Source organism: Devosia litorisediminis (assembly GCF_018334155.1).
Lineage (GTDB): Bacteria > Pseudomonadota > Alphaproteobacteria > Rhizobiales > Devosiaceae > Devosia > Devosia litorisediminis.
This window is the reverse complement of sequence record NZ_JAGXTP010000001.1, coordinates 981795-1004157: the sequence shown is the minus strand read 5'-3', so window position 1 is coordinate 1004157 and position 22363 is coordinate 981795. Positions and strand designations below refer to the sequence as shown.

26 protein-coding genes are annotated in these 22363 nt (G+C 59.9%); 12 read left to right on the top strand and 14 right to left on the bottom strand.

The window, feature by feature from the left end:
• The first annotated feature begins 30 nt into the window (after window positions 1-30).
• Window positions 31-1821 carry a hypothetical protein gene (locus tag KD146_RS04820; RefSeq protein WP_212657599.1) on the top strand — a complete coding sequence of 597 codons (1791 nt, stop codon included), beginning with the start codon at window positions 31-33 and terminating at the stop codon, window positions 1819-1821.
• Window positions 1822-1856: 35 nt separating this feature from the next.
• On the opposite strand, the gene KD146_RS04815 is transcribed toward KD146_RS04820, so the two are convergent.
• From KD146_RS04815 to KD146_RS04780, 8 genes are all read right to left on the bottom strand, one after another.
• Window positions 1857-3260: a phosphohexomutase domain-containing protein gene (locus tag KD146_RS04815; protein ID WP_282221655.1), complete on the bottom strand. Its 1404-nt coding sequence runs from the start codon at window positions 3258-3260 to the stop codon at window positions 1857-1859.
• A 29-nt stretch (window positions 3261-3289) separates the two neighbouring features.
• Complete coding sequence (locus tag KD146_RS04810) at window positions 3290-4288, bottom strand: NAD-dependent epimerase/dehydratase family protein (RefSeq protein ID WP_212657597.1); 999 nt, start codon at window positions 4286-4288, stop codon at window positions 3290-3292.
• 40 nt (window positions 4289-4328) lie between these two features.
• Window positions 4329-5675, bottom strand: coding sequence for a UDP-glucose dehydrogenase family protein (locus tag KD146_RS04805; RefSeq protein ID WP_212657596.1), 1347 nt, complete (start codon window positions 5673-5675; stop codon window positions 4329-4331).
• Between the two features lie 83 nt (window positions 5676-5758).
• On the bottom strand, window positions 5759-6190 hold the full coding sequence (gene arfB, locus KD146_RS04800; protein WP_212657595.1) for an alternative ribosome rescue aminoacyl-tRNA hydrolase ArfB: 432 nt from the start codon (window positions 6188-6190) through the stop codon (window positions 5759-5761).
• Between the two features lie 15 nt (window positions 6191-6205).
• Window positions 6206-6433, bottom strand: coding sequence for a hypothetical protein (locus tag KD146_RS04795; RefSeq protein ID WP_212657594.1), 228 nt, complete (start codon window positions 6431-6433; stop codon window positions 6206-6208).
• 3 nt (window positions 6434-6436) lie between these two features.
• Window positions 6437-8416, bottom strand: coding sequence for a threonine--tRNA ligase (gene thrS, locus KD146_RS04790; protein ID WP_212657593.1), 1980 nt, complete (start codon window positions 8414-8416; stop codon window positions 6437-6439).
• A gap of 71 nt (window positions 8417-8487) precedes the next feature.
• Window positions 8488-8799, bottom strand: a complete 312-nt coding sequence (gene yidD / locus KD146_RS04785; protein ID WP_212657592.1) for a membrane protein insertion efficiency factor YidD — start codon at window positions 8797-8799, stop codon at window positions 8488-8490.
• Window positions 8799-9251, bottom strand: a complete 453-nt coding sequence (locus KD146_RS04780) for an iron-sulfur cluster assembly scaffold protein (RefSeq protein ID WP_212657591.1) — start codon at window positions 9249-9251, stop codon at window positions 8799-8801. Before KD146_RS04780 ends, yidD begins: the two co-directional genes overlap by 1 nt.
• A 143-nt stretch (window positions 9252-9394) precedes the next feature.
• Here KD146_RS04780 and folE point away from each other — a divergent pair, with 143 nt between their 5' ends.
• Both folE and hisI read left to right on the top strand, forming a co-directional pair.
• Window positions 9395-10018, top strand: a complete 624-nt coding sequence (gene folE / locus KD146_RS04775) for a GTP cyclohydrolase I FolE (protein ID WP_212657590.1) — start codon at window positions 9395-9397, stop codon at window positions 10016-10018.
• 40 nt (window positions 10019-10058) lie between these two features.
• Window positions 10059-10517, top strand: a complete 459-nt coding sequence (gene hisI / locus KD146_RS04770) for a phosphoribosyl-AMP cyclohydrolase (protein WP_212657589.1) — start codon at window positions 10059-10061, stop codon at window positions 10515-10517.
• On the opposite strand, the gene KD146_RS04765 is transcribed toward hisI, so the two are convergent.
• The gene (locus tag KD146_RS04765) at window positions 10514-11185 is read right to left on the bottom strand and encodes a rhomboid family intramembrane serine protease (protein ID WP_212657588.1); all 672 of its coding nucleotides are present in this window, start codon (window positions 11183-11185) and stop codon (window positions 10514-10516) included. The two genes, hisI and KD146_RS04765, sit on opposite strands and share 4 nt — an antisense overlap.
• A gap of 245 nt (window positions 11186-11430) precedes the next feature.
• On the opposite strand from KD146_RS04765, the gene KD146_RS04760 reads away from it, so the two are divergent.
• The 4 genes from KD146_RS04760 (at window position 11431) to KD146_RS04745 (ending at window position 14208) form a co-directional block, all read left to right on the top strand.
• Complete coding sequence (locus KD146_RS04760; RefSeq protein ID WP_212657587.1) at window positions 11431-12084, top strand: PAS domain-containing protein; 654 nt, start codon at window positions 11431-11433, stop codon at window positions 12082-12084.
• 128 nt (window positions 12085-12212) lie between these two features.
• Complete coding sequence (locus tag KD146_RS04755) at window positions 12213-12845, top strand: PilZ domain-containing protein (protein ID WP_212657586.1); 633 nt, start codon at window positions 12213-12215, stop codon at window positions 12843-12845.
• Window positions 12846-12873: 28 nt separating this feature from the next.
• Complete coding sequence (locus KD146_RS04750) at window positions 12874-13434, top strand: hypothetical protein (RefSeq protein ID WP_212657585.1); 561 nt, start codon at window positions 12874-12876, stop codon at window positions 13432-13434.
• A 141-nt stretch (window positions 13435-13575) separates the two neighbouring features.
• Entirely contained in the window at window positions 13576-14208 is a 633-nt protein-coding gene (locus tag KD146_RS04745) for a transglutaminase-like cysteine peptidase (RefSeq protein WP_212657584.1), read from the top strand.
• A 140-nt stretch (window positions 14209-14348) separates the two neighbouring features.
• On the opposite strand, the gene KD146_RS04740 is transcribed toward KD146_RS04745, so the two are convergent.
• Window positions 14349-14669 carry a DUF6949 family protein gene (locus tag KD146_RS04740; protein WP_212657583.1) on the bottom strand — a complete coding sequence of 107 codons (321 nt, stop codon included), beginning with the start codon at window positions 14667-14669 and terminating at the stop codon, window positions 14349-14351.
• 180 nt (window positions 14670-14849) lie between these two features.
• Between KD146_RS04740 and KD146_RS04735 the strand changes: the two genes are divergently transcribed.
• Window positions 14850-15464, top strand: a complete 615-nt coding sequence (locus tag KD146_RS04735) for a hypothetical protein (RefSeq protein WP_212657582.1) — start codon at window positions 14850-14852, stop codon at window positions 15462-15464.
• A gap of 3 nt (window positions 15465-15467) precedes the next feature.
• On the opposite strand, the gene KD146_RS04730 is transcribed toward KD146_RS04735, so the two are convergent.
• The 3 genes from KD146_RS04730 to KD146_RS04720 all read right to left on the bottom strand — a co-directional run bounded on the left by KD146_RS04730 (window position 15468) and on the right by KD146_RS04720 (window position 17490).
• The gene (locus KD146_RS04730) at window positions 15468-15686 is read right to left on the bottom strand and encodes a DUF3126 family protein (RefSeq protein ID WP_212657581.1); all 219 of its coding nucleotides are present in this window, start codon (window positions 15684-15686) and stop codon (window positions 15468-15470) included.
• Between the two features lie 114 nt (window positions 15687-15800).
• Complete coding sequence (gene cysE, locus KD146_RS04725; protein ID WP_212657580.1) at window positions 15801-16640, bottom strand: serine O-acetyltransferase; 840 nt, start codon at window positions 16638-16640, stop codon at window positions 15801-15803.
• A 79-nt stretch (window positions 16641-16719) separates the two neighbouring features.
• Window positions 16720-17490: an alpha/beta fold hydrolase gene (locus KD146_RS04720; RefSeq protein ID WP_212657579.1), complete on the bottom strand. Its 771-nt coding sequence runs from the start codon at window positions 17488-17490 to the stop codon at window positions 16720-16722.
• 155 nt (window positions 17491-17645) lie between these two features.
• Here KD146_RS04720 and KD146_RS04715 point away from each other — a divergent pair, with 155 nt between their 5' ends.
• From KD146_RS04715 to KD146_RS04700, 4 genes are all read left to right on the top strand, one after another.
• Window positions 17646-17891 (top strand): zinc-finger domain-containing protein, encoded by a 246-nt coding sequence (locus tag KD146_RS04715; RefSeq protein WP_212657578.1) that lies wholly within the window; start codon window positions 17646-17648, stop codon window positions 17889-17891.
• A 12-nt stretch (window positions 17892-17903) separates the two neighbouring features.
• A complete protein-coding gene (locus KD146_RS04710; RefSeq protein ID WP_212657577.1) occupies window positions 17904-19133 on the top strand; it encodes an FAD-dependent monooxygenase in 1230 nt (409 codons plus the stop codon).
• A 125-nt stretch (window positions 19134-19258) separates the two neighbouring features.
• A complete protein-coding gene (locus KD146_RS04705) occupies window positions 19259-20605 on the top strand; it encodes a TCR/Tet family MFS transporter (protein ID WP_212657576.1) in 1347 nt (448 codons plus the stop codon).
• Window positions 20571-21065, top strand: coding sequence for a GNAT family N-acetyltransferase (locus KD146_RS04700; RefSeq protein WP_427857021.1), 495 nt, complete (start codon window positions 20571-20573; stop codon window positions 21063-21065). Before KD146_RS04705 ends, KD146_RS04700 begins: the two co-directional genes overlap by 35 nt.
• Here KD146_RS04700 and KD146_RS04695 read toward each other — a convergent pair.
• Window positions 21041-22351 carry a chloride channel protein gene (locus tag KD146_RS04695; protein ID WP_212657575.1) on the bottom strand — a complete coding sequence of 437 codons (1311 nt, stop codon included), beginning with the start codon at window positions 22349-22351 and terminating at the stop codon, window positions 21041-21043. The two genes, KD146_RS04700 and KD146_RS04695, sit on opposite strands and share 25 nt — an antisense overlap.
• Window positions 22352-22363 lie beyond the last annotated feature (12 nt).

Here is a 22363-nt window from a genome sequence, read left to right as displayed (position 1 = left end):
ATTAGGGTTTGGATAAGGGGAGAGACGACCATGCCGACCAAGACATCAACCAAGCGCCGCCTTGGCGCCATTGCCACGGCCTGCCTGTTGAGTGTCGCGCTGCCGACAGCGCCTGCATGGGCCCAGAAAACCAAGACCAAGCCTGGGACCGTCGCGGAAGCAAGCACGTCCCAGCCTGCACCTTCTGTCAGCGTCGATGTTCCCACCATCAACGCCCTCAGCGCCAATGTCGATGAAGCGACGTTGCGCGACATTCTCTCGGGTAATCTGATAGCCAACGCCGATGCCCTGGCATCGCTGACCGCGACCAGCATCACCATCCCGACAATCCGTATCTCGATAACGGACAGTCTTGCAGACAGCACAATTGTGCTTGAGAACATCGTCCTTGAGGATGTGACAGATGGCGTCGCGACCACCGCATCGGTTGGCGGCATGACGGTGGGTAGCAGCACGGGCACCGATGGTCATTTCGGCGAGATGTCTGCCAAAACCTTCGATATCGGCGGCTTGTTGCGCTTTTATGGTGTAGTCGACGGCGGCGGTCAGACAGAGATGAAGACGATTTATTCCGACTTTGTCTTTGCCGGTGGCAGCTTTACCGCTCCCGATGTCACCTGCACCATTGGCGCCGCCACGGCGACGGAGTTCAAGGCGCGCCCGATCAGTATGTCATTTGCTGAAATCATGGCGCTTAGCACCGCCCTTGAGCAACAGGACGAAGCTCCTTCGCCCGAGATATTGGGTAAGCTGATGCGCACCTATGCCGATATGCTGACCGCCATCGAATCCTCCCCAGTCAAGTTTGACGGCTTTGATTGCGACGGCACCGACGATAAGGGCAATCCGGTCAATGTCTCGGTCGCTGGCATGACCATGGGCGGTATGAGCCCTGGCATTTATCCCTCCATTGATCTGACCGACATGGCCGTTGAGGTCACTGGCGACGGCTCGATCACCATTGGCAGTCTGAGCTTCAAGGAAATCGACCTTTCAGCACCAATCGCTGCCATTCAGAATGCGCCGGACGCGCTGGACGATGATTGGTTTGAGGCCAATCTCCGTGCGCTGATACCTGCGTTTGCAGGCTTTTCCATCGGCGACGTCGCTATCGACATTCCCGACCCAGAAACACCCGGCGGCCGGCTGGTGGCCAGCATCGGCGCCTTCGATCTGTCGCTGGGCGACTACCTGAACGGTATTCCGACAAACCTGCTCACCACGGCGAGCAACCTCAAGCTTGACCTGCCCGCCGACACATCCGACGAGCAGTTGCAGCTTCTGATGGCGCTGGGCATCTCCAGCATCGACGCCGGCTTCACCCTCGACGCCAACTGGAACGAGGCCGAAAACGCCATCGCCATCAACGAAGTCTCCGTCACCGGTGTTGATCTCGCGACCGTCACGCTGGCCGGCACGATTAACAACGCCACCGACGCGCTGTTCAGCAGCAATGAGAACATGATGATGGCCGCAGCAATGGGTCTGGCAGTTGGCGATCTCAAACTCGACGTCGACGATACCGGGCTGTCCGACATCATCATGACCATGGTCGCCGCCGACCAGGGCTCCGATGCAGCCACCATGCGGCCGATCTTTGCTGGTCTCGCGGAGGGCACCGTCGTTGGCATGCTCGCTGGTGCTGCCGAAGCACAGAAAGTGGCTGGTGCAGTCAGTGCCTTCGTCAGTGGCAAGGCAAAACGGCTCACCATTGATGTTGTGGCCAAACAGGCGCCAGGCCTGGGCATGATGGATTTCATGGCCGCCCAGGATGACCCGGTTGTGCTGCTCGGCAAGGTCAATATCGACGCGTCTAACTAACCTGATGGGGTCGCCTTCGGGCGGCCCCGCTTGTTTTAGCGCACGTTTTCTGCCGCGACCCCCATAGCCCAATCAAGCAGGGACCGGGCGATTTCCGATGTCCGCCCTTCTACATAACAGCGCAATTCCGGGGCGTTTCCCGATGCCCGGAAATGGACCATATCGCCTGACGCCGTGTGGAATTGCACGCCATCGGTAACGGACACGCTGGCAATGCCATGGGGTTCGAATACACCAGCAGCAAAGCCGTCCTCCTCAACGAGGCGCGTCAGGAAGTCCGCACTTTTACTTGCAGCAACGTCCTGTAGCCGGTCGGCCATGGCAATCTGCAGCGGCAGTTCTGCTACCAACTGGTCCACCGTAACACCGCGCAGCACCGCCAGTGCCGTCGTGCACAAAAGCGGCAGCACTGCATCGCGGGTGGGCAATGCCTTCAGGGGCTGTCCCTCCACTGATATGGCAGCACCAACAAACGTGCCGCCATTGGCCTCAAAGCCGACAACGCCGTCTGGCGCCTGCTCCATGGCTGCAACGACAAATGGCGATCCGACACGGGTGCGAATGACCTTCTTGAAATAGCCGGTGCGTTCAATGGCTGAATTTGACGTAACCGGTGTCACCACGGTCTGCGCGCCCAGATATTGCGCCGTGAGCAAACCCAGCACGTCACCGCGCACGAAGGCACTCCGAGCATCCATCATCAGGGGACGGTCCCCGTCCCCATCCGCCGAAACCAACAGATCAAGCTTCTTGTCACGCACCCAGTCTTTCAGCGGTGCTAGGACAGCGTCACTGAACGCCTCTGTGTCCACCGCGACAAACGCATCGCTGCGCCCCAGACTAACCACTTCCGCTCCCGCGTGCCTCAAAACGCGGCCCAACAGGTCTCGGGCAACACTGGAATGCTCGAATACCCCGATGCGCAACCCGGTCAGGGCGCCAGCAGCTACAATAGCTGCACATCGCGCGAAATAGCGTTCCGTCGCCTCATGGCTCTCATCGACAAGTACCGGCGCGGCGTCGGCAATGTCGGTAGCGCGCAGGGCCCCCAAGATGCCCGCCTCATCAGCCTTGCTGATCTCGCCACGTGGAGCGTAGAATTTCAGACCATTTCGGTCGGCCGGGATGTGGCTACCCGTCACCATGATCGCCGGGCACCCCGCCGCCATCGCATGCAGCGCCAGCGCAGGTGTGGGAATGGCGCCGCAATCGACAGGCTCGAGTCCAGACCGGGCAATGGCAACGGCACAATCGGTCAGAATTGTCGGACTGGATGCCCGGAAGTCGCGTCCGAGATAGACCTGCCCCGCCCCAGATTGCCCAATGTTTACAAGGTGCTGCAGGAAGGCGCTGGTATAGCGGCGCGCGGCCTGCCCTTCCAGCTCGACAGCCAGTCCTCTTAGACCACTGGTTCCAAATTTCAGGCTGTTCTGCGCCACAAGGAAGCTCCCCGAACCAACGTTTGCACTCACACGCGATAATACTGCCGGTACCATGCCACAAAACTGGCCACCCCAGCCTTGATCGGCGTCCGCGGCAGGTCACCCACCAATTCCCGCAGCAACGCGGTATCGGCTGCTGTTTCGCGCGGATCTCCGGCCTGCATGGGCTTGATCGTGTACGCAGCCTTGTGGCCCAACGCCGTCTCGATGGCAGCAACAAAATCCATCAGCAACTCCGGGTGCCCACCGGCCAGATTGACAACCCGGTAGGGCGCAACGGCCGACAACGAATCCCCCTGCAGCGGTTGCCCCAGCTCCGGCCTTAACGGCATGATCCGGATCATGGCCTCGATCAGATCGTCGACGAATGTAAAATCACGTCGCATCTTCCCCTCGCCAAATATCTCGATGGGCTGCCCTGCCAAAATTGCGGACACAAATTTGAACAACGCCATGTCGGGCCTGCCCCACGGACCATAGACCGTAAAGAACCGCAGCATGGTGGTGGGGATATCGAACAAATGGGCATAGGAATGGGCCATTACCTCATTGCTCTTCTTGGTCGCGGCATAGAGCGAGATAGGCGCGTCTGCTGCGTCCCGTTCACTAAATGGCAGCTTGGTATTACCGCCATAGACCGAACTGGTCGACGCCATCAGCAGGTGGCGCGGTTTGTGGGCGCGAACGGCTTCCAGCAGGTTCGCCGTCCCCACCAGATTGGCGCTGATATAGCTCTGAGGTTGCTCAATGCTGTAGCGAACGCCGGCCTGGGCAGCCAGATGAACCACGATTTCGGCTTGAGCCCGCTCCAGCGTTTCGCTGAGTAGACCAGCGTCTTCCAGTCGGCCCTCGATTGCGCTGAATTGCGGATATTGCTGCAAAGCCGCCAGTCGCGACCGCTTTAAAGACACATCGTAATAGTCGGTGACACCGTCAAAGCCGGTGACCACATGACCATCTTCGAGCAACCGCCTGGCCAGATGATACCCGATAAACCCAGCGGTTCCCGTGACAAAGACCTGCAATACGTCCTCTTTCTGGCGTTCGTGGTCGGCATCGCCGTCGTTATTCGGCGGCCGTCTCCACGGTCGGATCAGCGTCCTGCCCATCGGGTCGGCCCACACTGAAATAGGTGAAGCCATGCTTGGCCACCTCTTCGTAGCTGTAGACATTGCGGAGGTCTACCAGCACTGGCGACGCCATTGCCCGCCGCAACCGCGCCAGATCAAGCGAGCGAAACTCGTTCCATTCGGTGACAATCACCAGCGCGTCGGCATTCTCAGCAACCGCATAGGCGCTCGCCGCATATTCAACATTGTCCATCAGTTCGGCCGCAGCCCGCATGCCTTGCGGGTCGTAGGCAACAACCCGCGCGCCCTTGTCGAGGAGATCACCGATGATGTCGATTGAGGGGGCCTCGCGCATGTCGTCGGTATTGGGTTTGAAGGTAAGACCCAGCACACCTATGGTTTTGCGCCGCACCTCACCACCGCAAGCAGCAACGATCTTGCGCGACATCGCAGCTTTGCGCTGATCGTTTATCGAGATCGTGGTCTCGACCAGCCGCATTGGACTGCCAAAATCCTGAGCGATCTTGACCAACGCCAATGTGTCTTTCGGAAAGCACGACCCGCCAAAGCCGGGTCCTGCGTGTAGAAATTTCGGACCGATCCGATTGTCCAGCCCCATCCCCCGGGCGACCTGCTGAACATCGCCACCTGCCGCTTCGCAAAGATCAGCCATCTCGTTGATGAAGGTGATCTTCATTGCGAGAAATGCATTGGCAGCATATTTGGTCAGCTCGGCAGTGCGACGATCTGTGAACATCAGCGGCGCCTGATTGAGATAGAGCGGACGATACAGTTCCGCCATCGGCGTCCTGGCGCGCTCGTTCGCGATGCCAATGACTATGCGGTCTGGGCGTTTGAAGTCGTCAATGGCAGAGCCCTCGCGCAGGAATTCGGGGTTGGACACAACCTCCACATCCGCATCTGGATTGGCGCTATCCACAATGCGCGCGACTTCGTCACCGGTTCCTACTGGCACTGTGGACTTGGTAACAACCACCGTGAAGCCGGACAGATGGCCCGCCACAGCCTCTGCAGCAGCGTAAACATAGCTCAGATCCGCATGGCCGTCACCACGCCGCGAGGGCGTCCCCACTGAAATAAACACCATCTCGGCAGTGGGCACCGCCTCGCTCAGCGCCGAGGTGAACGACAGGCGTCCTGCTGCCAGATTGGATTTGATCAGTTCGCCCAGCCCGGGCTCGTGAATGGAGATCTCGCCGCGCGACAGCCTATCGACCTTTGTCTGGTCATTATCAACGCAGACGACCTCATGACCGAAGTCAGCCAGACATACGCCTGTGACAAGCCCAACATAGCCAGAACCGACAATTGCGACTTTCATGGTCGTGCATCCCCCGCCTCGGCCCACACTAGCGAGCGCGCGAGACAAAGTCGCGATGCTCACTTAGACCGTGAAGTCGCAGCCTAGTGACCGTCCGAGGGCGTGCCGCGCAACCGCTTGATGCCGGAGCGGATGGACTTGCCTTCAAGGCGTCGACGTTTTGACGCCAGGGTCGGGCGCGTTGCCACCCGGTATTTGGGCACATGCGATGCTTCAACCAGCAAGGCGACCAGCTTTTCCTGCGCATCGGCGCGGTTCATCGGCTGGTCGCGGTGCGAATTGGCGGTAATCACAATGACACCCGACTTGGTCAGCCGCTTGCCAGCCAGCGTCGCTGCGCGGCGCTTCATCGCTTCGGGAATTGATGGCGAGTTCTTGAGATCAAAGCGCAGTTGGACAGCGCTCGACACCTTATTGACGTTCTGCCCGCCCGGTCCGGCGGAGCGGACGAATGTCTCTTCGATCTCACCGGGATCGATGGAGACGGAGCGGGTAATGACGATGGGATCAGCCATGTCCCGCTCCTCTGGTTAGCTGCGCAAACGTCCGGCGTAGATGATTTCGCCTTCGTGGATGATCAGACCCTTCAGGGTCGCCTTGTACTTGCCCTCAATGGCGGTGGTCTCAATCCAGCCTTTTGCGAGCATGCGGGCAAAGACCTTTTCGCCCACATCCTTGAAGTCATCGGGGCCGAGCAGATTGTCCTCACCCATATGGGTGATGACCTTGATTTCACGGTTGGACGGCCGTTGCGGCATGGCTCAGGCTGCCTTTTCCTTGAGGTCCGGCGGGGTGGCCTCCGCCATCAGGGCTACCAAAGCGTCCATGAACGGCTCGACCTTTTGCCCTTCAGTGCCCAGGCGACGGACCGAAACAGTCCCCTCCTCAGCCTCGCGCTTGCCCACGACAAACATCAGCGGAACCTTGCCTACCGAGTGCTCACGCACCTTGTAGTTGATCTTCTGATTGCGCACGTCGAGCTCGGCACGAATACCGGCGGCCTTGAGCTGGCGCACCAGCTTTTCGGCATAATCGTCGGCTTCCGAAACAATGGTCGCCACCACAACCTGCGTTGGGGCCAGCCACATCGGCATCCTGCCGGCATAGTTCTCAATCAGCATGCCGATAAAGCGCTCAAGCGAGCCCAGGATCGCGCGGTGCAGCATCACGGCATACTGGCGTGAGCCATCCTCGGCGACATAGGTCGCATCGAGCCGTTCGGGCAGGACATAATCGAGCTGCAGCGTGCCCACCTGCCAGGACCGGCCAATGGCGTCCTTGAGGTGGAATTCCAGCTTGGGCGCGTAGAACGCGCCCTCGCCTTCTGCGATCTCGAAATCATAACCCGTCGCGCGCAGAGCATCGCCCAGCGCCTTTTCGGCCGCATCCCAGCGTTCAATCGTGCCACCGAACTTCTCGGGGCGCGTCGCCAGCTTGATGATCACATTGTCAAAGCCCATATGGCCGTAGACCGAGTAGAGCAGGTGCACGAAGTGCTCGGTCTCAGACTGAATCTGGTCTTCGCGACAGAAAATGTGCGCGTCGTCCTGGGTCATCTGACGCACACGCATCAGGCCGTGCAAGGCGCCATGCGCCTCGTTGCGGTGACAGCAGCCAAACTCCGCCATGCGCAGCGGCAGGTCGCGATAGCTCTTGATGCCCTGATTGAAGATCTGCACGTGCGCCGGGCAGTTCATCGGCTTGAGCGCCATCAGATCGCCCTTGCCGCTAAGCACGGGACCTTCATCCTCCGTGCCGGGCACTTCATCGGGCACCACGAACATGTTTTCGCGATACTTGCCCCAATGGCCCGACTGCTCCCAAAACTTGGAGCTCATCAGCTGCGGCGTCTTCACTTCCTGATAGCCAGCCGTATCCAGACGACGCCGGATATAGGCTTCCATCTGGTTAAACAGTACAAAACCCCTCGGGTGCCAGAAGACGCTGCCCATCGCCTCGGACTGGAAATGGTAGAGATCCATTTCCTGCCCGATCTTGCGGTGGTCGCGCTTTTCAGCCTCTTCGACCATGTGCAGATAGCCGTCCAGCTCATCCTTGGTGGCGAAGGCGGTACCGTAAATGCGGCTCAATACCGGGTTGTTGCTATCGCCACGCCAATAGGCGCCGGCTACCTTGGTCAGCTTGAAAGCAACACCAACGTCCTTGACCGAACGCATGTGCGGGCCACGGCAAAGGTCGATCCACTGCCCCTGCTTGTACATTTTCAGCGACTGGTCAGCCGGAATGGCATCGACCAGTTCGACCTTGAAGTTCTCGCCCCGCGCCGAAAAGAAGTCCTTGGCCTGATCGCGCGTCCACACTTCCTTGGTAAAGGCAGCGCCGCGCGCAATGATCTCAGCCATCTTCTTTTCGATGGCGGGGAAATCTTCTTCCGAAAACGGCTCGTCACGCTTGAAGTCGTAGTAGAAACCGTTCTCGATCACCGGGCCAATCGTCACCTGCGTATCGGGCCACAATTCCTGAACGGCTTCAGCCAGCACGTGAGCGGCATCGTGCCGGATCAGCTCCAGCACATCCTTGGAGCCGCTGTCACGGGTCACGAACTCGATCTTGCCGTCGGCCTCGAGTGCGTCGCTCAAATCGCTGAGCGTGCCATTCCACCGCATCGCGACGGTTTTCTTGGCCAGGCTCTTGGAGACACCCTCGACGATGGTGGTCCCAGTGGTGCCGCGCGGATAGTCGCGAGTTGCACCGTCGGGAAACGTCACCTTGATCGTCATTTTTGATCTCCAGAAATAGGAATAATGCCGCAATTATTGCAGCACGGGCGCCTGTCTAGCATGCCTGACAATTATTTCCAGCGCCCATACGTCCATGGTCGATACCAACATGCGCGTTCCGGCATCGCCTCTGGCACCGGATCATAGCCATCCGTCCCGCCAGGACGACACCGCACAAAGCGCGCCAGCCCCATCCAGCCGCCGGGCCAGAACCCGAATTTCCAGATCGCGTTGCCGGTGTATTCTGAGCAGCTGGGCAAATGCCGACAGGTTCGACCAACAAAGGCCGACAGCGTGTAGCGATATATGGTGATCAGCAGGACCGCCGCGAACTTGAACGGCAGATCAATCAAGCACCACACCGCTGCAATGAATCCATTCATCAGCGAACCATCTCAACCGATTCTGCGGATTGAGCTTTTTCGATTGCCGCAACTACCGCATCAAACACCAGCAGGGTCGACATGTGTCGTGCGCGATACTCCCGCACCGGCTCAAGATAGCCCAGATCGCTCCATTTGCCGGCTGGCGGCGCGCCATTGTCCTTGAGCATGGCATGCATCTGATCGCGCAACGCCCGGAATTGGTCCACCGGAGTACCGACAATCTCTCGCGCCACCACTGCTGCAGAAGTCTGGCCGAGCGCACAGGCGGAGACATCGTGACCATAGGAGACGATCACACCGTCTTCGATGTTGAGATCAACCTCAATCACTGAGCCGCAGACGCGGCTCACCTTGCGCGCACTGGCATGCGGCGCCGCCAGCCGCGGCGGCTGTTGGGCATTTCCCGCAAGATCGAGGATCTTCTGAGAATAGAGAGCGCTGAGTTCCATCAACCAAACAATTCTGTTTCTTGTCGCCTCTGGAGGCGCCCCTTATATAGGGGCTGAAATGCGGACTGTCAGGTCGTCGGGCCAACTGGTCCAAAATCGCGTCGACTGCGTAACAAGGGTCGTCGCGCAAAGGAGCCGCCACCATGGATGCCCACACCAAGCCAGTCGGCGCCGTTCTCGCTAGCACCACAGAAATTCGCCGCCCCAGCCGTGAAGAAGCAGAAGCCGCTGTGCGCACGCTGCTCGCCTGGGCCGGCGACGATCCCGGTCGTGAAGGTTTGCTGGAGACCCCCGGTCGCGTGACGCGTGCCTATGGCGAATTTTTTGCCGGCTATGATCAGGATGCGGGCACCGTGCTGTCCAAGACCTTCAAGGATGTCGGCGGCTATGACGACATCGTGCTGGTGCGCGACATTCCGTTCAATTCCCACTGTGAACACCACATGGTGCCGTTCGTGGGCAAAGCCCATATCGCCTACCTGCCCCATGATGGCGTGGTCGGCCTCTCCAAGTTGGCACGGCTGGTCGAGGTCTATGCGCGCCGCCTCCAGACTCAAGAAAATCTTACGGCCCAGATCGTCGACGCCATCAATGAGCACCTTAATCCCCGCGGTGCCGCCGTTATGCTTGAGGCAGAGCATATGTGCATGTCCATGCGCGGGGTTCGGGCACACGGCGCATCCACCATCACCCATCGCTTCACCGGCGTGTTCGCCGAAGACCGGGTCGAACAGGACCGTTTCCTGGCCATGATCGGCAAGCGCTAAGCAGCTGGATCAAACTGCCGGGTATCGCTAGAAGAATGCCATGAGTATTTCCTTCGCCGACCCCGCCACCCTGAACCATGACCAGCTTGAAGAAGGCACAAGCTTTGCCCCGCGCTTTGATGCGGCGGGCCTGGTGACTGTCGTGACCGTGGAAGCGGGCAGCAAAGATGTGCTCATGCTCGCCCACATGAACGCCGAGGCTCTGGCGCTGACGCTGGAAACCGGCATCGCCCACTATTGGTCACGCTCGCGCGCCAAAATGTGGAAGAAGGGCGAAACCTCAGGCGAAACCCAGCAGGTCGTCGAACTGCGCACCGATTGCGATCAGGACGCCATTGTTCTCGTGGTCAATCAGACCGGGCGCGGCGCAGCCTGCCACACGGGGCGAAAAACCTGCTTTTATCGGCGCGCGGCGGTCCATGACGGCGTGGCTACGCTTGAAGATACGGGCTTGCCCCGGTTGTTTGATCCCAAGCAGGTCTACGCCAGCAAGGCCTAGCTACGCCGCTCAAACAGTCCAACCATTGCGATACCTGCAATAAAGCCGCCCAAATGCGCCTGCCAAGCGACAGCAACTGAGGCGCCGGTAAACAGGGGCAGCAGCGGCACTGCCGCGTTGAGCACAACCCAGATTAACACGAAACTGCGCGTGCGCGTATCGCGCCACATGTCAGCAAAGCTCGCCAGCTTGCGCCCGACAATCACCCGCTGACCGGTTTCTGGATGTTGCGCCACGATCACCGGCTGGAAAATAAAGCGCACGGCCGCACCGGTCAGACCTGAAACCCCGCCGGACGCTCCAATCAGGTAGGCACCGGAGGTCAAGGTCGTTGCTGCAAAGAAAGCAGCGCCCGCCGCTGCCGACACAAAAAAGATGGCCAGCATCGGCCCTGCCCCATAGCGGCGGGTCACGGGTGTCGCAAAGATGGCGAACCACGCTACGTTGAATAGCAGATGCTCCCACCCGCCATGCATCAAGGCATGGGTGAAAGGCGTCCAGATCAGCGGTACAGCCAAGGCAATATCGCTGGCACCAGCCAGGATTCGCAGGGGCTGGAACGCAAACCAGAACACCATTTGCGCCATGCCGTCCGGGTTAAGCACGAAGGTTGACGCGAGGTGAATCGCCACCAGAACACCGATCATAGCTGTCACCGCGCCGGGCAACAGGAACACCGGCTCACGCCCGGCAGGCGGGGTGTTCTCTGGTGTGGAACCTTGTTCAGACATCAATTCACTCCGACTCGCTGGCGCCCTGCGGCTTCCAGCTCTCTTTTCCACATTGGCACACCCACGTTAACCTTAACCTTTCTTTAAGAGCGCTTTTGCCGTCAGGTTTTGCGAAAGTCTCCTCATCGCAGAAGCGTTCCATCAGGGGGGAACGTGGATGCTCGAATGGCGGGTCACAGAACATGCAGAAAACGAGCACCAAGACGCTCTATGATTATTGGAACTCCATCCGCGGCTCGCGTAGCGCGCCGGAACGGAAGGACATTGATCCCACGCAGATCCGTTCTGCACTGGCCAATACATTCATTCTTGAGCTCGACGAAAGCGACAAGTTTTCGTTCCGTCTGGCCGGCTCGCACTTGTGCACCAGCTATTGCCGTGAACTCAAGGGACGCTCTTTCTCAGCGCTCTGGCACGAACGCGACGGCGACGCCATGGACACCCTGATCCGTGCAGTAACCGAAGATCATGCTGTCGCGCTGGTTACCTTCCAGGGCACCACTGCCCTGCACACCAAGGTGAACTTCGAGACCATCCTGATGCCCCTGCGGCACAATGGCTCCACTCATACGCGCCTGCTCGGCGCCATGACTGCGCTCGATGAGCCTTACTGGCTTGGCGTTCAGCCCATCATGGAACAGCGCATCACTGGCCTGCGCCTGATCTGGCCTGATGATATTGCGCTCGAAGACAAGGTGCGCGAAGTCGCCACCAATGTCGGCAGCGATGTCACCTATGCCAGTCACACGGCGCCTAGCGCCATGCCAGCGACAGTCTTTGGCCGCACCGCACGGCGCTACGCCCATCTCGCCGTTATCGACGGCGGACGTCAGTAAGCAAGCCGCCAACAACACCAATTCAATTTGCGCGGCATTTGCCGCGCAAACTGCTGACATGCAAAACCATGCGTTAACCAAGAGCCGCTAGCTTAAGGTAGAAACACAATGGGTTTAGCGGTCAGAGAATGCTTAGCGACGATCTCCCCTCACCGCAGTTTGTTGCCCCAGTCCGCACCGCTGCGACGGCCGGAAAATTTCAGCGCGTCCAGGTCTCTGTACTTGGCCGCTACATGCTGGCCGATCGCCGGGAATTTCCCTGTCAGGTTCTCGAAATGTCACCGGGTGATGCGATCGTCATCGCGCCTGCCGCTGGTGGCGTGGGCGAAAAGGTCATCGCCTATCTTGACCTGATCGGCCGTATCGAAGGCACCATTCTCAGCCAGATCGAGGGCGGCTTCGTCATGGATCTGGCCGCCTCGCCGCGCAAGCGTGACAAGATGGCCGCCCAACTGACCTGGCTGGCCAACAAGGACGCGCTCAATCTGCCCGAAGATCGCCGGCACGAACGCGTGGTGCCTGATATTCGCCACTCTACCGTCGCCCTGGACGATGGCCGGCGCTATAATTGCAAGATCATCGATATTTCGCTCTCCGGCGCCGCCGTTGAACTCGATGTACGCCCAGCCATCGGCACAGCTGTCACCCTGGGTCGCATGCGGGCCCGCGTGGCGCGTCACTTCCAGAACGGTGTCGGCGTCGAATTCATTTCGGCCCAGGAAATGCTCACCGTCGTGCAGCAGAACCTCCGCATGAATTGATCGCCTTGCGATCCTGAGATTCGCAGCGATGCCATTGGCAGGATCGGTCATCGCCGGTTATCACACCGCCATGACAGCTATCCTGCGCCCCATCGCTATTGCCCTGGCCGTATGCCTATCGCTGACACTGGTTCAATCAGCCAGCGCCGACGGCCGCGCAGACTGGCGCAACTATGCATGGCAGAGCATCGATATCAGCTCATGCAATCCGGGGGGCTCTGCGCTCGCCTGCCCGCCATTTCACGAAAAATGGGACTGGAAGCGCGATCAATGGGTCGACATCGCCATTACGCTGAACCCTGCCAGCGGCAAGCTGGGTCTCAGCCAGCGTCTGACCAATAATGACGAGCATGATTACGACCATGTCTGCGTCACCGTGATCGTGGTCGATGCGGCCGGGCAGAACCTGATTGCGCATCATCAGAACTGGCTCGCGCGACGCAACGCCACCATGCAGGAAGACTTCACCTACCATTCTGAGCGTTTGGCGAGTGCCACGACCATTCATCTGGGCTCCAAACAGTGCCGCGAAGGCCGCGGCCAGGACGACGATGTCTATCAGTCTGTACTCGCCAGACTCACCTCCTGAACAGCGCAGGCTAAGCTGCTGGAATGCATGGTTAATCGATCCGAAATTCAATCGATAAAACACGCATAAAAACTACACGGCAGTTTTTCTATCGGGGCAAGTCGGCCTCTCTAACGTGGTCTCCATCAGGGAGATCACTCGATGAACACCAACAAAAAGGGACTGGGAACGGCACTGTTCGGCGCTTTGATCGCGCTGGCTCTTCTCGCCATCCCCGCCCAGGCACTGGACACCAACAACGCTGCATTTGTGCAGACGCTGTCCGGCACCACCAGCATTCCGGTTGGCCACGCCCAGTTCTGCCAGCAGCGGCCCAGCGAATGCCGCGCCAATGCGCAGCTCGTGCCAGCTGTCGCACTCAATGAAGCCCTCTGGCAGCAATTGCTGACAGTAAACGCTCATGTGAACGGCACAGTGGTGCCTGTGACCGATCAGGACCTCTATCGGGTCAACGAATTCTGGACCTATCCCAACGGCTATGGCGATTGTGAAGACTACGCACTGGCCAAACGCCGCGAGCTGATCAATGCCGGCTGGCCCGCCAGCACCTTGCTGATTGCTGTGGTCAAGCAGGCCAATGGCGAAGGCCACGCTGTGCTGATCGCCCGCACGGATCGCGGCGATCTGGTACTCGACAACCAGATCGGCTCCGTCGATCTGTGGAACGCCACCCCCTACAAATTCATCAAGCGTCAGTCTCAGGCCAATGCCGGCCAGTGGGTCGACATGATCGACAACCGCGAAGTGGTGTTTGCCACCGCCGGGATCAACTAGCGCAACAACCAGTTTCCGGACCCCGCCCCAAGCCTATCCCTGATAGGGGTCTGATGAATGAGGCCAGCTTCGTTTCGTGAAGCTGGCCTCATTGCGTCGGCGCATAAGCGCTGCCGGGTGACGTCCGGCAGCAAGCGCGCCTAATACCGAATGGCGACGTAGGCGCCCATGAACATCAAGCCCGTAACGAACGCCCAGCCAAAGGCCACAACCGCCGAGACGAGCATCGATGTCATCGACATCGTGCCATCATCTTCATGGCGCCAGCCCAGCTGCAGCATGATGTAGGGGCCGCAGACAAAGCTCATGGCCAGATTGCCCATGGCGCCAACAAAGCTGTTGCCGTCATAGCGCAGCGCAGCCTGCTGTTTCGACAACCACTGATAGGCATGGGTCCCCGCTCCCGCCAGGCAAAGCCCCACACAAATCAAGAACGCGGCCAGTATCAGTTCCTTGGTCATGACGTTCGACCCCTTAATGTGCGGCGCTAGACGCAACCCGCAAATCTTAACCCTTAATTAAGCATATTGACCGCCCAATCGTCTGTCACCTCTCCACACCGAATCTGGTTAACGCTGGTAATGAGTTCTCCACACGCCCCAGCGCCTCAAGCTCACGCCCCACACGGCTTGGCCTACAACATGGCTGGCATCGCCGTTCTGGTGCTGCTGATCGCCGTGGGCATGGCCTATCTGATCGATGAATTGAGCCGATCAACACGCCCCCACGTTCCAAGCCTTAGCGACGGCAACACCATCACCCAGACCATATCCGGTCGCGAACTGGCTATTCCCACAGCGTGGTTCCGCTTCGGGGAGCAGATCCGCAGCGGCTTCACCAATCAGATTGATTTGCGCGTCATGCTCACCGGCAACGATGGCGCGGCCATGCCCGTGGACGTGACCCTGCTGCCACGCAGCCGGGCGCGCACCAGCGCCAGCCTGCTCGACGGCGTGTATTTGCATCAATTTACCGATGAGACGCTGACTGGCGTGCCCGGACTGGTGGGCAAGCCCATGCAAGACAGCAATGGCTTTTCCGGCGAGAGCGTCTGGTATGACGCCATCTCACCCAACCCGTTCGTGGCAAAATGTCTTGAGGCTGTGGCGGCAGAGGGCACGCAGCAATGTGTGCGCACCGTCTATCTGCCCAGCGGCATGGCCGCCATTTACGCGTTTGACGCCACGGTTTTGCAATCGTGGCGCCAGTTTGATGCCGAGATCGAGCGCTGGCTCACAACCATCGGCGCATATTGATCGCTATTCGATATCGTCCAGATCAATATCCAGGATCGACATGTTGAAGATGTAGGACTTGTCCCCGTCTTCGTCGTCCAGGTGAATCAATCCCACCGATTCCTCGCCGATATAGACCTCAACCGAGTCGTTGAGCTTGGGGCGGGGCCGCACATCAATATTGGGATTGTTGAACTTCACCTGCAGGAACTTCTGCAGCTTGATGATCTCGGGTTGGTTCACTGTCGATGTCCTGCTGGTTTGGGTTGAGCCGGCAATCTAGTCACCAACGCCCTGCATACAACCCCTCATAAATGGCATTTTAGCGGTGACAACTGCCAGCGCCGCCTTGCAGCGCTAGCTGCCAGCGTCGTGCACGAGCACCATCTGGTCCATCACCAGCGCTGGCTGGGCGCATCCGGCGGTGCCGATAACCTTGGCAGGCACACCGGCGACAGTCACCCGTGGCGGCACTTCCTTGAGCACTACCGAACCAGCGCCTACCCGCGAGCAGTCCCCGATCTTGATATTACCCAGCACCTTGGCGCCCGCGCCAATCAGCACACCATTGCCGATCTTGGGGTGACGATCCTGATCGGACTTGCCCGTACCGCCCAGGGTAACGCCCTGAAGGATCGATACATTGTCGCCAACCACTGCGGTTTCGCCAATCACCAGACCGGTACCATGATCGAGCATGATCCCCTTGCCGATCACCACGGCCGGGTTGATGTCGACCTGGAAGACCTGGCTTGAACGGCTTTGTAGGTAGAGCGCGAAATCGCGTCGTCCGGCCTTGTACATCGCATGGGCAAAGCGATGTGTCTGAATGGCCTGATAACCCTTGAAGAACAACAAGGGCTCGATCGCACGATGGCAGGCCGGATCACGCTCCAGCGTTGCCGCCAGGTCTGCGCGCGCATTGGCGGCGATCTCAGGGAAATCCTGCAGGATCTCGGCAAAGGCCTGTCGGATCAGATCCGAGGAAACGTCTTCATGATCAAGGCGCGCCGCCAGACGGTGCGCCAGCGCCTGCTCAAAAGTCTCGTGGTTGAGCACAGCCGAAACCGCCAGACTAGCCAGTGACGGCTCGGCTTCAACAATCTGCCGCGCCCCTGCCCGCACAGCCTCCCACACCGGATCGACCGATTTGATCGCTGCTCGAGCTTTGGCTGCTGTCTTGGCGCTGGTTGTCATGGCGGGGCTCCGCTTTATCGTCTGGCACCGATATAGGCCAATTCGTCCTGCAAGACAAAGCCCGGGCACACCATTTGGTTCACGAATGGCTGTTCGAGGGGAACGTTCTGCTCAAAAATGCCAGTCCCGCTGCCTTGAACGCCTTGTCCCCGGTGGCGCGCATGTGATCGCGCTTGGGAATCACAAAGGCCTCGCCCTGAGGCATCAACTTTGCCAGTGGCTCTGGCGGCCCGGCCATGGCGTCCGTTTCGCCCACAGCCACCAGGGCCGGCACATTGATGCGCCGGACATCGGCACGCGCCATCGGTGCGCGGGAGGTTTCCATGCATGCAGCAAGGGCTTCACGGTCCGATTTGGTATGATCGGCGAAGATCCTGAACTGCCGCGCGGTCGGGTGTGTCAGCGCCTCCAGTGACGGCGCCCGCAGACCGGCAATGATGTCATTTCCGTCGCTGAGACCATTGATCAGGTTCATCCCCATGCCACCGAAGATGACACACGCGACGCGCTCCTCGTGCTCAAAGGCCATGAATGCCGCGATGCGGGCGCCCATTGAGTAGCCGAGCACTGCGGCCTGCTTGAGGTCGAGATGATCCAGCAGCGCCACCGCATCGCGGGCCATATCCTGCGGATGATAGCGCTCGGGATCATGCGGCTTGTCAGACTTGCCGTGGCCACGATTGTCCAGCGTGATGGCCGAATATCCCGCGCCAACGAGCGTCTCGACCCAGCCGACATCGACCCAGTTAACCTGCCCGCTCGAGGCAAATCCGTGAATGCACAGCACGGGCGGGCCCTCGCCGACAATCTCGTAATTCAGGGTCAGGCCGTCGGATTGGAAAGTGGGCATGTTTCTCACCAGATGCTGCGCGTGCGAACCGTTAGGGTCTGTTCGCGGGAATGAAGCACTAAATCAATAGCTGATTGGTTTGTCCGAGCCTTCCCTTGCCCCAAGGCTTGGACTAAGGTCCGGCCAAATCAAATCATCGCACCGGGTTCTTTTCGATGGCACACGGCACAACGCCTCACTTCCACAATACCGAAGGTCTTCGTCAGATCGAGGTCGGGTCCAAGGAATTCCAGTGCATTGGCGCCCTGCCCCCGTTTGACCATCCTCATATCTATCTCGATATGGGCAAGGACAGCGAGATCGTCTGCCCATATTGCTCGACCCACTACGTGTTCAATTCGCGTCTGGACGAAGGTACCTCGAACCCGCTTTCGGCTGTCTATCAGGCCGACGCCGCCTAAGTCGGCGCGCAAATGCCGGGCACAGGCAGGACCTATTACATTGCTGGCGCCGGCATTAGCGGTCTGACGCTGGCCTTGGCCTTGGCCAAATTTGGCGCCACTGTTGTGGTACTCGAGCGCAATGCCGTTATCTCCGAGTTTGGCGCGGGGCTGCAGGTCAGCCCAAACGCCCGCAGGGTTCTCGACCAACTCGGCTTGGAAGCGGCCATAGCCAAACGCAGCCTCGAGCCTGCGGGCATCGACATCTACCCATATCGAAAAAACCGGCCCTTGGTCACGCTGGCGCTCGGTCAGACCATGCAGGAGCGTTTTGGCGCTCCCTATGTGATCATGCATCGCGCTGATCTGGCGGATGCGCTCTACAAGGCAACCCGACGCTTCGCCAATATCGATATCCTGTTCGGCGTGCGCAACTGGGACGTGGTTTCCCACGCGCGCGGCGTGACGGTTTCCATCGACGAAGCGGATGGGCAGACCCGCACCAGTCGCGGCAACGCTTTCATCGGCGCCGATGGTGTCCGCTCACAAACCCGCCTTGATCTGCTCGGCGGGCCTCACGCGCAGGACCGCAAGCGAGTCGCCTGGCGGACCCTGTTGCCTTTCGATTCGGTTGCCGATGAACTGGCGCTCGATCGCGTCTCGGTTCTGTTCGGCCCGGGTTACCACATGGTCTGCTACCCGTTGCCGCACCGCAGACAGGTCAATGTCGCCCTTTTTGCCAGAGTGCCACGCATACCAACCAAGGCGACACCACTGCCGCTGACAAATGTCGACAGCCGCCATATAGCCACCATCGTCAAAGCCGCTGGCGAGACTTGGACACCTTGGCCGCTCTACACTGTCGACGCTCCCCACTGGTATGAAGGCAATATCGGCCTGATCGGCGACGCCGCCCATGCCATGGTGCCTTTTCAGGCACAGGGCGCAGCAATGGGCATTGAAGACGCCGCAGTTCTGGCTCCCCTACTGATCAGCCAACCCAGCGCCGAAGAAGCCTTCGCGCGCTATCAAGCCATTCGCCAGCCGCGCGTATCTCGTGTCTCGGCCGCCAGCACGACCAATGGCCGGATTTTCCACATGCCTTGGCCATTGAGCATGGCACGCGATCTGGTGATTGCTGCGCAGGGCAGCCACGGCCATCTGCGCCGACTGGCTTGGCTGTATGGTCATGATGCCGATCCAAAAATCGAAGTGAATCACCTTGTCAACGCCGCACCGCAAGGGCCTGAAACGACTCAATAAGTGAGCGCCGCGCGCCCTCACAATCGATACCCTGCGCCCTTCGGCCTTGCTTTGGTCGCACCGGCTGTGTCAACTGCGCGACACACCCACTGGCCCTCCCGGATTTCACAAGTAAGCGCCCAAGTATGCAAGCTGCGACCCGCTCACGCCTGACTCTCGCCTGCATCCTGGTGACGATCCTGCTTGATATGATCGGTGTTGGCATCATTGTGCCGGTACTGCCTGAACTACTGGAAGAACTGACCGGCGGCAGCGTCGCCAATGCCGCGGTCATCGGCGGCTATCTCATCTTCGCCTATGCCTTCATGCAGTTCGTCTTTTCGCCAGTCTTGGGCAATCTGTCTGATCGCTTCGGGCGCCGCCCGGTCCTCTTGGCATCCCTGCTCGGCCTGACCTTTGACTATGCCATGATGTCGATCGCACCGGTCGTCTGGTATCTATTTGTGGGTCGGATTATCGCGGGTATCGCCGGCGCCGCCGTCGCCACGGCCACAGCCTATATGGCCGACATCACCCCACCCCATAAGCGGACCCATCGGTTTGGACTGATCGGCGCCGCTTTCGGCCTGGGGTTTATCATCGGCCCCGTGATTGGTGGCGAGCTGGGCGAAATCGGCCCACGCGTGCCGTTCATGGCCGCCGCCGGCCTTGCCTTCGCCAACTTCCTGTTTGGCCTGCTGGTCCTGCCCGAAAGCCTGCCCAAGCATTCGCGCCGCAAGTTCGATATCCGGCGCGCCAACCCATTCGGTGCCATCATCGCCCTGCGCCAGTATCCGCTGGTCGTCTGGCTGCTGGGCGTGCTGTTCGCCTTTTCGCTGGCCGCGCAGGCGCTGCCGACCGTGTTCAGCTATTTCACAGTTGAGGTGTTCCAGTTCACCTCATCCAATATTGGCCGCGCGCTGGGTGCCTTCGGTATCGGCTTTGCCATCAGCCAGGCTGTTCTGGTCGGGCCCATGGTCAAACGCATGGGCGAACCACCCGTGGCCATGCTGGGCCTGCTGGCTGCCGCCGTAGCCTTTGCAGGCGTCGCCTTCACGGACGAGGTCTTCTACCTCTACGTCTTCATCATGATCGGCGCGATCAGCGGTCTGGCTCCGCCTGCCATCAACGGCATTCTATCGCGTCAGGTCCCCGACAATGCGCAGGGGGAACTGCAGGGCGCGGTCAACGCCGCCAATTCGCTGGCCACCATTATTGGCCCGCTCGCCGCTACTCAGATTTTCTCCTATTTCACCAGTAGCCCGACCGCCGCCAACTACTATCCCGGCGCGCCTTTCCTTGCGGCAGCGATCTGCGTCGTTGTGGCTCTGGCGATCTTCGCATTTGCCGCATGGCGTTTCGAGCTGGGCCACCGCCCCTCGATCGCCAACAAACCGCTTGTTCCGGATATGGCACCGCCTGGTCAGATCCGGGTACCGCCAATCGATGAAGACGAAGATGATGACAACAATCCAGATTCGCCCCGCAACTGAGGACGACACCTATCCCATCCTCGATATCGTCGCGCCGACCCTGGCCGCTGGCGATACCTACGCTGTCCGCTCCGATCTCGATGACGCCGCCGTTCTCGCCTATTGGCTGGGCCCGACCCACGAGGTTTTCGTGGCCGAATGCGACGGCAATATCCTGGGCACCTATTATCTGATGGCCAATCAGCAGGGCGGCGGTGACCACGTTGCCAATTGCGGCTACATGACCGCTCACAATGCGCGCGGCAAAGGCATCGCCCGGGCCATGTGCGAACACTCTCTGGAACGCGCACGCGAGCGTGGCTTCCGCTCCATGCAGTTCAACCACGTGGTCTCAACCAATACCGGCGCCATCGCGCTCTGGCGCAAGCTGGGCTTTGAGATCGTCGGCACCCTGCCCGATGCGTTCCGTCACCCAGAGCATGGCTATGTCGACAGCTACGTGATGTTCCGTTCACTCTGAGACTTGCGCAGGATCTGATGCGCCAGGGCATGATAAATGCCCTCCTTGCACACGCTCTTGGACACAAATGACGCGATCACCGCGCACATCATGACCGGAAAGATCAACGCGTGATTGCCGGTCATTTCTGTCACAATCACGAAAGCGGTGATCGGTGCCTGCAACACCGCTGCCAGATAGGCCGCCATGCACATGATTGCCAGGGCGCCGATCGGAATGTGCAACATACCCTGCAAGAGGGTGGCAAACCCCGCGCCAATCGACAGCGATGGCGAAAAGATACCGCCCGGAATACCGCTGATGGCGGTAGCAATGGTAGCAATCAACTTGAGCGGTCCAAACAGACCCGTGATGTCTTCACCTGCCAGAATAGCCTTGGCTTCTTCCGCACTGGTGCCGAAAGCAGCCCCGCCTGTCAGCACACCCGCAACAGCGACGATCATGCCGCAAATGGCGGCAAACAGTACCGGATGCTTCTTGATCACACGGCCGGCGCGTCCGGGCAGGCCTACTGCAAACGCGATGACCACACGGCTGAAACCGCCGCCAGCCAGCCCGCACACCAGCCCGACCACGGGCACAGCAATCCACTGGGCCCCGATTTCCAGCGTCACGGCCGACCGGCCAAAATAGGTATAATCGCCCAGTATAGCCAGTGACGTCAGCCCGGCCACGATCACCGTGCCCAGAACCAGTCCACTGGTCCGCAGCTCAAACGAGCGGCTCATCTCTTCGATGCCGAACACAATCCCGGCCAATGGCGCATTGAACGCTGCCGCCACACCGCCAGCAGCACCCGCCAGAAGCAGGCCCGGTTGCCGGTGCGGCGCGAACCGGCCCAACCAGAACATCACGGATGCCCCAACCTGCACGGTGGGTCCCTCGCGGCCAGCCGAAGCCCCCAGCAGCAGCCCGGCGCTGAGCAGGAACATCTTGGCGACCGCCAGCTTGGGCGAAACCAGCTTTTGCTTGGCCTTCAGATCCGTCATCTGGCGCGCGGCTATTACCTGCGGAATTCCGCTGCCCTGCGCACCATTGAAATAGCGCTGTGTCACCCATGCGAGAAGGGCGAAACCGGCGGGCGTTATCAGCAACGGCAAATAGGGCCACTGGTGCTGCGCCATGCGGAACAGGTGTTGCGCCCCGTCAGCCATGAAGGCCATGGCGACTGCCGCCAGCCCGACGAACACGCCACCCACCACAAACAGCGCTCGACGACGCAAGCGCGGCAGCCAGATTCGACGCCAACGGAGATTGAGCGCCTGTTTGAAGCTGCGGGTCGCCATGGTCGTTCCAGT

What these genes read in the sequence shown, in the direction of transcription:
- KD146_RS04745 (WP_212657584.1), top strand. Translation starts at nt 13,576, where the DNA reads ATGAACACCAACAAAAAGGGACTGGGAACGGCACTGTTCGGCGCTTTG.
- KD146_RS04780 (WP_212657591.1), bottom strand. Translation starts at nt 9,251, where the DNA reads ATGGAACTCAGCGCTCTCTATTCTCAGAAGATCCTCGATCTTGCGGGA.
- KD146_RS04820 (WP_212657599.1), top strand. Translation starts at nt 31, where the DNA reads ATGCCGACCAAGACATCAACCAAGCGCCGCCTTGGCGCCATTGCCACG.
- thrS (WP_212657593.1), bottom strand. Translation starts at nt 8,416, where the DNA reads ATGACGATCAAGGTGACGTTTCCCGACGGTGCAACTCGCGACTATCCG.
- KD146_RS04740 (WP_212657583.1), bottom strand. Translation starts at nt 14,669, where the DNA reads ATGACCAAGGAACTGATACTGGCCGCGTTCTTGATTTGTGTGGGGCTT.
- KD146_RS04720 (WP_212657579.1), bottom strand. Translation starts at nt 17,490, where the DNA reads ATGCCCACTTTCCAATCCGACGGCCTGACCCTGAATTACGAGATTGTC.
- KD146_RS04805 (WP_212657596.1), bottom strand. Translation starts at nt 5,675, where the DNA reads ATGAAAGTCGCAATTGTCGGTTCTGGCTATGTTGGGCTTGTCACAGGC.
- KD146_RS04710 (WP_212657577.1), top strand. Translation starts at nt 17,904, where the DNA reads ATGCCGGGCACAGGCAGGACCTATTACATTGCTGGCGCCGGCATTAGC.
- KD146_RS04700 (WP_427857021.1), top strand. Translation starts at nt 20,571, where the DNA reads ATGATGACAACAATCCAGATTCGCCCCGCAACTGAGGACGACACCTAT.
- KD146_RS04715 (WP_212657578.1), top strand. Translation starts at nt 17,646, where the DNA reads ATGGCACACGGCACAACGCCTCACTTCCACAATACCGAAGGTCTTCGT.
- KD146_RS04755 (WP_212657586.1), top strand. Translation starts at nt 12,213, where the DNA reads ATGCTTAGCGACGATCTCCCCTCACCGCAGTTTGTTGCCCCAGTCCGC.
- KD146_RS04795 (WP_212657594.1), bottom strand. Translation starts at nt 6,433, where the DNA reads ATGCCGCAACGGCCGTCCAACCGTGAAATCAAGGTCATCACCCATATG.
- KD146_RS04760 (WP_212657587.1), top strand. Translation starts at nt 11,431, where the DNA reads ATGCAGAAAACGAGCACCAAGACGCTCTATGATTATTGGAACTCCATC.
- KD146_RS04705 (WP_212657576.1), top strand. Translation starts at nt 19,259, where the DNA reads ATGCAAGCTGCGACCCGCTCACGCCTGACTCTCGCCTGCATCCTGGTG.
- arfB (WP_212657595.1), bottom strand. Translation starts at nt 6,190, where the DNA reads ATGGCTGATCCCATCGTCATTACCCGCTCCGTCTCCATCGATCCCGGT.
- KD146_RS04735 (WP_212657582.1), top strand. Translation starts at nt 14,850, where the DNA reads ATGGCTGGCATCGCCGTTCTGGTGCTGCTGATCGCCGTGGGCATGGCC.
- hisI (WP_212657589.1), top strand. Translation starts at nt 10,059, where the DNA reads ATGAGTATTTCCTTCGCCGACCCCGCCACCCTGAACCATGACCAGCTT.
- cysE (WP_212657580.1), bottom strand. Translation starts at nt 16,640, where the DNA reads ATGACAACCAGCGCCAAGACAGCAGCCAAAGCTCGAGCAGCGATCAAA.
- folE (WP_212657590.1), top strand. Translation starts at nt 9,395, where the DNA reads ATGGATGCCCACACCAAGCCAGTCGGCGCCGTTCTCGCTAGCACCACA.
- KD146_RS04695 (WP_212657575.1), bottom strand. Translation starts at nt 22,351, where the DNA reads ATGGCGACCCGCAGCTTCAAACAGGCGCTCAATCTCCGTTGGCGTCGA.
- KD146_RS04750 (WP_212657585.1), top strand. Translation starts at nt 12,874, where the DNA reads ATGCCATTGGCAGGATCGGTCATCGCCGGTTATCACACCGCCATGACA.
- yidD (WP_212657592.1), bottom strand. Translation starts at nt 8,799, where the DNA reads ATGAATGGATTCATTGCAGCGGTGTGGTGCTTGATTGATCTGCCGTTC.